13 protein-coding genes are annotated in these 12,303 nt (G+C 36.7%); 9 read left to right on the top strand and 4 right to left on the bottom strand.

Going from position 1 to position 12,303, the window contains the following annotated elements; all coding sequences use genetic code 11:
- Positions 1-33: 33 nt before the first annotated feature.
- Complete coding sequence (locus H0S70_RS07495) at positions 34-1,263, bottom strand: dicarboxylate/amino acid:cation symporter (RefSeq protein ID WP_188320365.1); 1,230 nt, start codon at positions 1,261-1,263, stop codon at positions 34-36.
- Positions 1,264-1,648: 385 nt separating this feature from the next.
- Between H0S70_RS07495 and H0S70_RS07490 the strand changes: the two genes are divergently transcribed.
- The 8 genes from H0S70_RS07490 (at position 1,649) to purE (ending at position 8,156) form a co-directional block, all read left to right on the top strand.
- Entirely contained in the window at positions 1,649-2,020 is a 372-nt protein-coding gene (locus H0S70_RS07490) for a PadR family transcriptional regulator (protein ID WP_055041457.1), read from the top strand.
- A 4-nt stretch (positions 2,021-2,024) separates the two neighbouring features.
- Positions 2,025-3,725 carry a PspC domain-containing protein gene (locus tag H0S70_RS07485; protein ID WP_123248431.1) on the top strand — a complete coding sequence of 567 codons (1,701 nt, stop codon included), beginning with the start codon at positions 2,025-2,027 and terminating at the stop codon, positions 3,723-3,725.
- Between the two features lie 320 nt (positions 3,726-4,045).
- Positions 4,046-4,612 (top strand): 1-acyl-sn-glycerol-3-phosphate acyltransferase, encoded by a 567-nt coding sequence (locus tag H0S70_RS07480; protein WP_188320364.1) that lies wholly within the window; start codon positions 4,046-4,048, stop codon positions 4,610-4,612.
- A gap of 15 nt (positions 4,613-4,627) precedes the next feature.
- Positions 4,628-5,056, top strand: a complete 429-nt coding sequence (locus tag H0S70_RS07475; protein ID WP_188320363.1) for a PaaI family thioesterase — start codon at positions 4,628-4,630, stop codon at positions 5,054-5,056.
- A gap of 2 nt (positions 5,057-5,058) precedes the next feature.
- Positions 5,059-6,036, top strand: a complete 978-nt coding sequence (locus H0S70_RS07470) for a chorismate-binding protein (protein WP_188320362.1) — start codon at positions 5,059-5,061, stop codon at positions 6,034-6,036.
- A gap of 1 nt (position 6,037) precedes the next feature.
- Positions 6,038-6,418: an SMU1112c/YaeR family gloxylase I-like metalloprotein gene (gene gloA2 / locus H0S70_RS07465; RefSeq protein ID WP_188320361.1), complete on the top strand. Its 381-nt coding sequence runs from the start codon at positions 6,038-6,040 to the stop codon at positions 6,416-6,418.
- A 43-nt stretch (positions 6,419-6,461) separates the two neighbouring features.
- Complete coding sequence (locus H0S70_RS07460; protein ID WP_188320360.1) at positions 6,462-7,577, top strand: 5-(carboxyamino)imidazole ribonucleotide synthase; 1,116 nt, start codon at positions 6,462-6,464, stop codon at positions 7,575-7,577.
- A gap of 78 nt (positions 7,578-7,655) precedes the next feature.
- Positions 7,656-8,156, top strand: coding sequence for a 5-(carboxyamino)imidazole ribonucleotide mutase (purE, locus tag H0S70_RS07455; RefSeq protein ID WP_123248435.1), 501 nt, complete (start codon positions 7,656-7,658; stop codon positions 8,154-8,156).
- A 60-nt stretch (positions 8,157-8,216) separates the two neighbouring features.
- Here purE and H0S70_RS07450 read toward each other — a convergent pair whose 3' ends face one another.
- The 3 genes from H0S70_RS07450 to H0S70_RS07440 all read right to left on the bottom strand — a co-directional run bounded on the left by H0S70_RS07450 (position 8,217) and on the right by H0S70_RS07440 (position 11,681).
- Positions 8,217-9,596, bottom strand: coding sequence for an L-type lectin family protein (locus H0S70_RS07450; protein ID WP_188320359.1), 1,380 nt, complete (start codon positions 9,594-9,596; stop codon positions 8,217-8,219).
- 3 nt (positions 9,597-9,599) lie between these two features.
- Positions 9,600-10,226: a hypothetical protein gene (locus tag H0S70_RS07445; RefSeq protein WP_188320358.1), complete on the bottom strand. Its 627-nt coding sequence runs from the start codon at positions 10,224-10,226 to the stop codon at positions 9,600-9,602.
- Positions 10,227-10,478: 252 nt separating this feature from the next.
- Positions 10,479-11,681, bottom strand: coding sequence for an aminotransferase class I/II-fold pyridoxal phosphate-dependent enzyme (locus H0S70_RS07440; RefSeq protein ID WP_188320357.1), 1,203 nt, complete (start codon positions 11,679-11,681; stop codon positions 10,479-10,481).
- 149 nt (positions 11,682-11,830) lie between these two features.
- Between H0S70_RS07440 and H0S70_RS07435 the strand changes: the two genes are divergently transcribed.
- Positions 11,831-12,286: an Lrp/AsnC family transcriptional regulator gene (locus H0S70_RS07435; protein ID WP_188320356.1), complete on the top strand. Its 456-nt coding sequence runs from the start codon at positions 11,831-11,833 to the stop codon at positions 12,284-12,286.
- Positions 12,287-12,303: the final 17 nt, after the last annotated feature.

The following is a 12,303-nucleotide window of genomic DNA, read 5'->3' as shown; positions in this document are numbered from 1 at the left end:
TCATTATTAATGATATTAAATTTTATTAAAAAATTACACCGCAAATTCTTTGGGTTCCTGAAATTTTTCCCCGGAAATTTTGGTGACGAACATTGCGGCAACGGTGTCTCCGGTAGAATTGAGAACAGTCGCCAACGGATCCACCAAAGTTCCAATAATCATCACCGCCGGAATGGCTTCCACAGGAAGTTGGTAAACGGAAATCATCAGCATTTCACCAATGTAGCCTCCATTCGGGATTCCGCCTGCAACAATACTCACGAAAATGGTAATTCCTAAAGCTAAAAGCAAATTCATTGGATCGAAAAAATCGCGCCCAATAATGAGGAATGCTACATAAATTTTAATAATAGAAGACATCGACGAACCGTTTTTGTGAAGCGTACTTCCAATCGGAATTACGATATTGGCGATGGCATCGGGAACGCCAATTCTTGCTGCTGCTTGAAGATTTGCGGGCATCGTGGCGAAACTACTGCAAGTGGATATTGCCGTTAAACTTGGGTAAATATTGTTTTTCCAGAATATTTTTACGCCATCTTTTCCTTTTGCAGCGAATGCATAAATCGAGAAAAAGACAAGAAAATAAACAACGCCGGCTGCGTAATATAAGCCGAGCGGTTTAGCATAAAATCCAAAAAGTTGAGGTCCAACCGTCGCGACCTGATAAGCGAAATAGGCACCCAAACCAATGGGAGCAGCCTTCATTACTAATAATAAAAGTTCTTTCATCACTTCGTAGCCGGAAGCGAGAAAAAGGGTAAAATGTTTTCCTGCATCACCGGTTTTTCTGGCTGCGGTTCCGGTGAGAAAGGCGAAAATCAATAATGCAAGCATATTTTTTCTCGAAAATAGTTCGGTAAATTCTCCGACTGTGAAGAAACTCACAATTCGATCGCCCCAAGTTGCGTTGTTGCCGGTTTCCAGGATTTCTTTAGAGGTTGAAGGCAATGCTTCAGTGGGAAAAAAATACACCGCGGTAATCGTAAAAAGAGCTGCAATGATGATGAATAAAAGGAATGTAAAAATCATTGAGAAAATAATTTTACCAAATTTCGATTGCTCTTCCAGTGAAGCAATCGAATTGGAAACCGTGAAAAAAACCAATGGAACGACACTTACAAACAATAAATTAAGAAAAATATCGCCAAGTGGTTTAAGAAAATCCACCGCTTTTGGAAAGAAAATCCCAATGAAACTTCCGGTGGTAATCCCGATGATCAGAAGTATAATTCCTGAATAATTTTTTATTAATTGTTTCATAAAGTTCAAAATTTAACCTTGCAAATGTAATTGTTTAGAACGATATCAACTTGGTGAGATTCTTTATATATTTTTAGTGTTCGTTTTTATTCTAAAATCTATTTTCTACAGTTTATTTTATTCATATTTAAGATAACATCTCTTTTTCAGCAACGAAGCAGGTTCTTTTTGAATTTAATTTTAAATTGTAAATATCATGGGAAGGCTTATTAATAAAAGAATTTTCAAAGTTTATTAATTTTTTAATTAAAAATATTTTAAAAAATTCACTACTTTGTATTGCATATTACTAAACTAATTTTATATCTTTGCATTGTAAGAATGAGATTCCAAATCTAAGAGCTGGAAAATTTTAATAAGATACCAATTAATAACCTCAAATAATATGAACACAGAAAACACCAAAGCGCAAATGCGGAAAGGAATTCTGGAATTCTGTATTTTGAGTCTTATCGACCGACGAGAAATGTATGTTTCCGATTTAATCGACGAGCTCAAAAAAGGAAAACTGGATGTGGTGGAAGGTACCCTTTACCCTCTGCTTACAAGATTGAAAAACGGAGAATTCCTCTCGTACCGATGGGAAGAATCTACCGGAGGACCTCCAAGAAAATACTATCAGATTACCGAAAAAGGCAAACTTTTTCTCGCGGAACTGCTCAATACTTGGAATGAACTTACTGAATCTGTAAACCAAATTACTAAAAACAATAACCCGACGAACGCACCTGAAAGCTCGTTCCAGCCAAATACTTAAAACCATGAACAAGACACTCTCAATAGGACTCGCCGGTTTCTCTTTCACAATCGAGGAACATGCATACATCAAACTCAGCGATTATCTTGCAGCGCTCCGAAGCTCTTTGGATGCAAACGAAGCAGATGAGGTAATGCACGATATCGAAATCAGAATGGTGGAAATTTTCAAAGATACTCTTGGTAAAAGAGAAGTTATCAACGATGCTGATGTGGAAAAAGTAATTTCCCAAATCGGAAAACCTGAGCAAATCGAAGAACAAGAAGAAGCTTATTTCTCGGAAAAAAATGCCAGAAAAGAAAGTAGATCTGCAGTAAATAGCGGCCAAAAGCAACTTTTCCGTGATCCTGAGAAACAAAAAATCGCTGGAGTTTGCGCCGGATTGGCTCATTATGTTGGAATGGATATCAGCGCGATGCGCGCCATTTGGTTAGGAATCGCGATTTTAGGAGTTTTCACTGCGGCAATTTCTACTTCATTAATCATTTTAATTTATGTAATTCTTTGGATCGTTTTGCCAAAAGCAGAAACTGCAACGGATTTTTTGAAAATGAAGGGAAAGCCCATGAATTTTGACAATTTAAAAAATGAATCCAACAAATTGGTACAATTCGCCAACGAATCTACCCAAAGAGTAGGCGAGATCTACAACGAAAATAAACCTTATATCAACACAGCCGGAAGCGGTTTGTGGAACGTGATAAGATATGTTTTAGGAAGTATTTTCGCTTTCATGGCGGTTGGTTGTATCATTGGAGCGTTTTTCATCTTTGGATTATTCGGTGGTGGTGCAGAATTTCCGCCGATGAGAGAATTCAATTTTCTCTTTGAAGACGATGGAATGAGCAATGTTTTATACGGAATGATGATTATCGGAATATTGATTCCTGCACTATTATTCAGCTTGCTTTCCATTAAATTAATCTCACCGAAAACTCAATTAAGAAATGTAGGATATGTACTTGGAGCTTTATTTTTAATCCTTTTGGCATTCGGAACTTATTTCGGAATCAACATGGCGAAAAAAGATATGATCTACAAAGGTCATAAAGTAGATACCGAAAACGTGGCGATCAATACCACTTCCGACAGTTTGTATGTAGATATAAAACAGGTCGTGATTCCGCAAAACTTCATCGGATATGATGACGATATTTATTCCGACAAAAAAGAAGTGTATGAAGAAGATTATCCTTACGTAAATGTAACCCGAAAAGCGGATGTGAAAACACCATATTTAATCATTAAAAAAGAAGGAGAAGGTTACAATGTTCCGATTCAATTGAACGTTCCTGTGGAAATTGAAAACAACAAAATCCTCTTGCCAAATTTCGTGAAATATCCTTACGCTCACCGTTTCCGCGATTATAATGTGAATTATGAATTGGTAGTTCCGATGTCCACAAAAGTTTTCAAACTGAAAGAAGACGGCGTAAACCTCGATGGCGACATTGATGGCGACGGAAATGATGATGAAAATGACGACAACGGCGTGGTGATCGAAAAAGATAAAATTAAGATCAACGGCTCTACGATTCAGTACAATTCCAATGATGCCGACAGTGTAATCATCAACGGAAAAAAAATGCCAAAAGTAGAAGCTGATAAAGTGATCGATTCCATGAAAGTAGATTTTGATAAGCTTCAGGATGTGAATATTTCCATCAAAGACGGGAAGAAAGAAATCTCCATCAAAACTAAATAATGAGAGTGGTTAAGCAAAGGCGGAGGTATTTATCAATATAAAAAATCCGCTTTTCGCTTGTTCTTCCAATGCAAATTTTAATAAAATTTAACACCGGAATTTGTATTTTAATTAAAAAAAATGCTAATTTCGTACAGTTAATTTCGATGAGCTATCAGTTAACATTTAAAAACAGCAAATCATGGTACAGTTCGTTATTGAAATCGCAATCAAAATCATCGATTTCATCAGCAGTTTATTTTAGTTAAGAATATTAATTCAATATATTTGTAAAGTATAACCAATACACTGGTTATACTTTTTTGTTTAAATATTTCAAAATGAAAAAATTCCTCGGAAAACTAATCCTAAAACTCATCGGGTGGAAAATCGTTCTCGAAGGCGATGTCGATAATCTCAACCGATGCATTCTCGTGGTAGCTCCACATACTTCTAATTCCGAATATATTTTAGGGAATTTGGCATATTGGGCGCTAGGTAAGCCACTGAAAATCATCATCAAAGATGCGCATACCAAAGCTTGGTATGGCTTTATCGTAAAAGCTTTGGGTGGAATTGGGATTGATCGTTCACAGAAAAACGATTTGGTCAATTTCGTTGCCGATGAGTTTAAAAAAGACGATTTCAGCCTCGTTATCACTCCCGAAGGAACCAGAAGTTGGGTGCCGAAATGGCGCAAAGGTTTTTATCACATGGCACTCGCTGCTAAAGTTCCGATTGTGGTTGCAGCAGGCGATTTCAAACACAAAGAAATCCATCTGGGCTATAAAATTTCTGTAGAAGATTTGGAAACCCGGACTTTCGAAGATATCATGCAGGAAATGGAGAATTATTACAAAAAAATCACTCCGAAATATCCTGAAAAATGGAATCCTAAAATCTATTAATTTCTAAAATTCAATATGGAAGACCGTAAAAAAAGCGAATTATTACATCAATTAAATAATTGGGGTGGCGAAAATTTGGGCAAAACATTATCCATCGTTTTTACAGATGTTACCGATGAATCGCTTACTGCCACAATGCCGGTTACTCCGAAAGTTCATCAACCTTTCGGGATTTTACATGGTGGCGCAAGCTGCGTTTTGGCGGAAACCTTGGGGTCTTGTCTCTCCGTTTTGCATGTCGATACCGAGAAAGTAGTGCCCGTGGGAACCAATATTAATTCCAATCATTTGCGAAGTAAGAAAGATGGTACCATAACAGGAACCGCAAGATTTATCAGAAAAGGAAATACCATGCATGTTTCCGAAATCGAAATTCGTGACGAAAAAGGAGCACTGATCAATCACACCACGATGACCAACAATATCATTCCAAGACCGCAGTAGATATGGTTTTTTTTAGATTTCCTTTCTCCGAAACGTTGTGGACCACTGAGCAAAATTTTGCTTCGCAGAATGTTTCTTTTCATTCTTTTGATCAATCCGAAAGAATTGATTTTGAGGGAGATTTAAAAGAAATTTCGTTTTCTGATTTTCAAAATCTGAATTTTTTAAGTTCAAATTTATCAAGTGAATTATTTGATTTCCAAGAAGAAAACCAAGTTGAATATCAACAAAAACTGGAAAATGTAATTCACTTTATTAAAGAAAATAATCTTTCAAAATTGGTGATTTCCAGAAGAAAATTGGTTGATTTTGATGGATTTTCCGTTGATTTGAACCAAACTTTTCTGAAATTATGTCAATCTTATCCGAATGCTTTTGTCTATTTTTTTATAAAAGATGATCGTTGTTGGATCGGTGCATTTTCCGAAGTTCTTGGGAAATTCAATAAAAAAACTTCCGAATTTGAAACCATGAGTCTCGCGGGAACGCTTCCTGTCGAAGAATCCTGGACTTCAAAAGAGTTGGAAGAGCAAAAACCGGTCACACTTTTCATTAAAAATATTCTTAAAAACTTCGCTTCAGAAGTCAATGAATCGGAAACTTACGATCATATTTCCGGAAATATCAAGCATTTAAGAACTGATTTTAAAGCAAAAATTGAAAAATTTGACCTCGAAAATCTTATTGCAGAACTTCATCCAACTCCTGCTGTTTGCGGAATACCGAAGGATTTTTGTCAAAAAGCTATTGAAAATTTCGAAACTCACCCTCGAAAATTTTATGCTGGATATATTCAAGTTGAAACACAGGAAACGATACAATATTTTGTCAATTTGCGGTGTGCGGAGTTTTTCAAAAATGCAGCTTTAATCTATGTTGGTGGTGGTATTACTGCGGAAAGTTCACCTGAAAAAGAGTGGCAGGAAACTGAACTAAAATCTCAAGCTATTTTGAAAAATTTAGAGAAAAAGAAAAATTAGAATGCACATTCATCACATCGCGATTATTTGTTCGAATTACGAAATCTCCAAAAAATTCTATACCGAAATTTTGGGACTTCGTATTTTACGGGAAGTTTATCGAGCGGAACGCGATTCATATAAATTGGATTTAGGTATTGAAAATCAGTATGTTATTGAGTTGTTTTCTTTTCCTAATCCGCCGGCACGGCCTTCGCGACCAGAAAGTTGCGGATTGAGGCATTTGGCATTTGCGGTAGAAAATGTGGAGGATAAACGAGCGGAATTGATTTCCAAAGGATTAGTTTGTGAAGAAATTCGGGTGGATGAATTTACCAACAAGAAATTCTTTTTCACTCAGGATCCCGACGATTTGCCGCTGGAATTTTATGAAATGAATTAAAAAAAGGAATAAATTATTTTTAAATAAAATTTAATCTATAAAAATGAAAATCGGAATTTTAGGAGGTGGTCAGTTGGGCCGAATGTTTATTCAAGAAGCGTTGAAATACGATGATGAATTCCATGTTTTGGATCCAAATCCCGAATGTTCGTGTGCTGGAATTTCTCATTTTGTGAAAGGTGATTTTAATAATTATGACGATGTTTTGGCTTTCGGAAAAGACAAAGATGTCGTAACGATTGAAATTGAACATGTAAATGCGGAATCTTTGGAAGCACTTGAAAAACAAGGTGTTAAAGTCGTTCCGAATTCTGGAAGCGTAAAAATCATTCAACAAAAAATCCTTCAAAAATCCTTTTATTTGGAAAATGAAATTCCAAGTCCGGAATTTCAAGCGATTCAAAATGCTTCGGAAAGAAATTTTTCACTTCCGTTTGTTCAAAAAATGAACACCGGTGGATATGATGGAAAAGGCGTTCAAATCATTAAAACAGAAGAAGATTTGCAGAAAATGTGGGATGTTCCGTCGGTTTTGGAGCATTTGGTAGATATAGATAAGGAATTGTCGGTGATTATCGGAATCAACGAATCTGGTGAAAGCCAAACCTTTCCGGTGACAGAAATGGTTGCCGATCCGAAACTGAATCTTTTGGATTTTAATATTTGTCCCGCGGCAATTTCTGGGGATGTGGAAGATCAAATTACCAAAATTGCTGAACAATTTACAAATGCAATTGCTTCACCTGGTTTATTTGCGATCGAACTTTTCTTGGATAAAAACGGGAAAGTTTGGGTGAATGAAACTGCTCCGAGACTCCATAATTCCGGTCATCAAAGCCAAGAAGGAAATGCCAATTCCCAGTTTGAGCAGTTTTATCGCGTGGTGAAAAATTTACCTTTAGCAGATACCACAATTTTTGGTTTTTCAGGAATGTTGAATTTGGTAGGAGAAGAAAATTTCTCAGGAAAAGTGAAATACGAAGGTTTAAATGAAGTGATGAAACTTCCTCAAACTTACATCCATCTTTATGGCAAAACCGATACAAAACCCGGTAGAAAAATGGGTCACATCAATGTTTTAGCCAATTCCCGAGAAGAACTTTTAGAAAAACTCACTCACATCAAATCTTTAGTGAAAGTGAAGGCGGAAACAATATAACAGGAGTAAAACGGCCAAGTTTTATTTTTGTAAATTTGAAAATATTATCTTTTTAACGATAGAAAAAATTTAAAAAAAATGGTAGGAATTATAATGGGTAGCAAAAGCGATTTGCCGGTGATGCAACAAGCAGCGGATTTTCTTAAATCTCTAGAAATTCCTTATGAATTAACGGTGGTTTCGGCTCACAGAACTCCCGAAAGAATGTTTGAGTATGCAAATTCTGCTAAAGATCGCGGTTTGAAGGTAATTATCGCTGGAGCGGGCGGAGCGGCTCATTTGCCGGGAATGGTTGCGAGTTGTACTACTTTGCCGGTAATTGGTGTGCCAATTTTATCGTCAAATTCTATTGATGGTTGGGATTCTATTTTATCGATTTTGCAGATGCCATCGGGGATTCCTGTGGCAACAGTAGCGTTGAACGGAGCCGTAAATGCAGGAATCTTAGCTGCGAAAATCATTGGAACTTCCGATGAAACTGTCGCAGCCAAATTGCAAAAATATCAACATTATTTAAAAAATAAAGTCCTCGATACGGTAGATGAAATCAAGCAATTCCATCCGAATTCGTTTGATTAAACATTAAAAAAACCGCATTTTCGACGAATGCGGTTTTTTATTACGCTATTGTGCATATTTTTATTTACTATAAGAAGGCAACGACGGATTCGTAAGAATGCTGCATTTTCGAGCATAGATCGCAGTGGTTGTCGTATTATTCGTGAGATCGCTGTCTGTAATTTCCGTAGTGTTTACCTTAGAAACACTTTTGAAACTCTGATTGGTTGGAATGGATTTTTTAAAGTAGTTCCCGGTGATCGTAATGATTCCAGAAGTTTTGCTCGCCAAACCTAACTTACCGGTGATATTGTTGGACGTAAAATTGCTGGTTGGCAGGGTTGAACTTGTAAATCCAGTAGTTGACAGGCTTGTTATTTTAAATTTAGTGATATCCAGAAGATTTCCTGCAGCGTCCTGTATCTGATTGGAAAAATTAATATCAGCTAAATTTGCCGCGGTATCATTACTTACTTCAATCGAAAAAGTAACAGGGTTCTCTTTTATATCGTTACAGAGTGATGCAGAATTGGATCCGCTGTCCACACGAATGTTTCCTGGCGTTGTCAATAAAATATTTCGGATTTCATGAAAATTATATCCACCACCGGTAGAAGCAGCAAAACCAAGCTTTAATGTAGGTGGCAGCGGATACGTGGTTCCGTTCATCGTATAAGTAAGAATGTTGGTGAAGGTGGTTTCGCCTTGTTTTCTCCACCTTACGTTGACTACATAATCACTTCCAGATTTTGTAACGTAAACTTGCACCCTTCTGTAGAATTCACTAGGCGCTGGTCGAGCAGTTACAATGGTATTGTAATCAATTTCATTTCGGGCTCTTATGGCATTAGCTCCTCCTGTTCTGTCGCCCAATTCAGTGTGGGTTAAATACGGGTTCGATGCAGTATAAGTTGCTGATGTCGGACCACGGAGCACGACCGCATTGGGAACAGAAACAGTAGTTCCTCCGTTCCTATTTTCTGCTGCACGAGCGAAATTTCCGTATTCATCAAAGCCTACGCCGATATATCCTCCACTTAGACCCGGGGTATTGCCAGTGTTGGCATAACCTAAAGATCCACCGTATCCTCCCAATTTGAATTTGGCATCAGTGATACTTCCGTCAAAAAGAAAAAAGGTAAATCCATCAGCACCTAAGAAACTATCGTTTGAAGATCTCCATGACACATACTCAAAATCCGCCATCACACCCAAGGTTGTAGGAAACGACTGTTGTACATACATGTAACCTCTTTGGCTAGGTGAACTGTTGGTAAGCCGCAGCCAACCACTTCCGTTGGGATCAACTCCTGTGGCGGCTGTAAGGGTCGCGTTATCTCCAATCTTTAATCCAGTCGCGTCATTTGTTCTAAAAGTATTGGTAATGGTAAACTGAGAGAATACCATCCCCGAAATAAACAGCAGAGCCCCACAAAAGGTTTTATAAAATTGCTTCATCATCGGTTATTTTACCACAAATACAATATTCATAAAACTTGCATCAGAAGCGTTCCCTATCACGTTGTATGACATTACGCCATCAGCAGTTATAGATACATTGTTCATCAGAGCAGTATCGTAATAGGTAACATAATATTCCAGTTCATTTTTTGGAAGAGTAGGAATACTGCCTGTCGATCCGGTGCTTTTTACGGGGGGAGTATTGAACTGTGTATAGTACAAATTATACAAATCCATCGTTTTTGTTCCCAAGGTGGAAGTGTTTACCAATACCGATGGCATGTAGAAAAATTTTGGGAAATTGTTATTTCGAAAAGCGCCTACCCATTTGCTGATGGTGTTATCATAGTAATAAAATCCGGGCGTTTTAATGTTGGAAGTTTTTGGAGATGTAGTCGTCGGAATGCTGGTAACATAAATTAAAGTAGCATGCTGATTAGTACTATAGTTAGCATCCTTGGCTTTCAGTTCTTCGCCGGAAATTCTTGTTACGAGTACTCCATCGGCTACAGTAGCAACAGAAGATTTTGAAACATCAAAAGAACTGGATGGCGTAGTGGTGTTGATTCCTACTTGTGCATGAGCATAGAATGAGAATGCAATGCCCATAAGGGAAATGAATTTTTTCATTAATTTGTGTGTTTATTTTATTATTAAAAAGCAGGTAAATATAAAAAGATTTAATTAAGTGAAAAAATCTAAAACCAAATATTTATCATTTATTTATAATTTATTTTTCATTGAAATAGCATGTGTTTTTATAGGGGCAAAGGTTTTAATAAAAATGTAAGAGCTTTTTGGTTGTTTTAGGTAAATTATTAGAATTTCGTCTAAAAGAAAAAAGACTTCGTAGAGAAGCCTTTTTTTATTATGAGAATATTATTACAAAATTCCTATTTGTTGCATGCATTTTTTCATTTTTTCATACGTTCGCTGAATATCGTGGTCTAACCCAACAGACATTCTGATCAAACCTGGAGAAAGACCCATTTCTTTTTGCTCATCTACGGGAATTTCGGAAGATGTTGAGCTACCTGAGGCAGAAAATACTGTTTTATAAAACCCGAGACTTACCGCGAGATAACCTAAATTTTCTTTTTGCATCAACTCCATCAGTTCGTTAGCTTTTTCTTCTGTTTTCACATCTAAGGTAAGCAATCCACCGAATCCATATACTTCGTTCATCATTTTTCTGAAAAGTTCGTGTTGTTTATGGCTTTTCAGACCTGGATATTTTACATCTAAACCATCATTTTCGAATTTTTCAGCCAGATATTGAGCATTTTCACTGTGTTTTTTTATCCGGATGTGTAGCGTCCGCAGATTTTTCAAGATGCTGGATGCTCGCAAACTATCCAAAGTTGGTCCCAGTAACATGCATGCCCCGGAATTTACGTCCTTTAAATCATTGATGAATGACGATGTTGCGCAAACTACGCCTGCTACTGCATCGCTGCTTCCGTTGATGAATTTGGTTAAACTGTGAATGACAATATCGGCGCCGAGCTGAATAGGAGCTACTGAAAGCGGCGAAAAGGTATTATCTACAACAAGTTTCAACTGATGTTTCTTAGCGAGTTTTGCCAACGCTTCTAGATCTGCAATTTCAAGAAGGGGATTGCTTACTGTTTCGCAGAAAATCACTTTTGTATTCTTATTAATGGCGCTTTCAACCTTATCTAAATCGGTGATATCTACAAAAGAAGTATTAATTTGCAACCCCGGCAGAAAATTTTTCATAAATGCATAAGTTCCACCGTAGATAGTACGACTCGAAATAATGTGGTCGCCACTTTTGCAAAGCTGTAGCAGGGTAGAAGTGATCGCTCCCATTCCAGATGCAGTTACATTTGCACTTTCCGTTCCTTCCATTTGTGCCAAAGCTTGCCCTAGATATAGGTTGCTTGGCGAGGAATGTCGCGAGTAAAGATAACAACCTTCTGTGTTTCCTTCAAAGGTATCGAACATGGTTTTCGCCGATAGAAATGTGTAAGTGGAACTGTCGGAAATAGAGGGATTTACTCCGCCAAATTCTCCAAAATATTGCAAATCCTGAATGTTGTTTGCTGCATTAAATTTTTCCATGATTTTTTTTATTAAAAATCTTTATTTTCCAATTAAATAACAATGAACATCTAGAAATTTAGAAAATAAGTAGAAAATTTAATTAAATAATAGAATTTAAATCTATATTTGATAATTAATGCAAAGTTTCACCGAAAAAAAATCTTTCAATGTTGGATATTAAAGACAAAAAATTACTGATTCTACTCCAAACTGATGCAAAAAAAACTACAAAACAGCTCGCTCAAGAACTCGATTTGTCAGTTACTGCGGTTTTTGAACGGATTAAAAAACTAGAAAAACAGAAGATCATTTCGAAATATGTAGCATTGCTCAACAATGAAAAAATCCAGAAAAGTTTCGTTGTTTTATGTCATGTAAGACTTATTCAACATCGAAAAGATTATATTTCCCAATTTGAAAATGAAATTTCCCAGTTTCCCGAAGTTTTAGAGTGCTTTCATGTGTCGGGAGATTACGATTATATCCTGAAAATTTGTGTCCGCGACATCCAAGAATATCGGGAGTTTATGGTGGAGAAACTCACTAATTTGCAACAAATTGCGAGTACGAAGAGTTCTTTTATGATCAAAGAAGTGAAAAATTCTACAGTGGTTGAACCGTAGAAATTAATAGATGTTTT

The organism is Chryseobacterium manosquense, assembly GCF_014623485.1.
Classification (GTDB): domain Bacteria; phylum Bacteroidota; class Bacteroidia; order Flavobacteriales; family Weeksellaceae; genus Kaistella; species Kaistella haifensis.
Note: the sequence above shows the minus strand (reverse complement) of the source record. Positions and strands in the feature narration are given on the sequence as shown.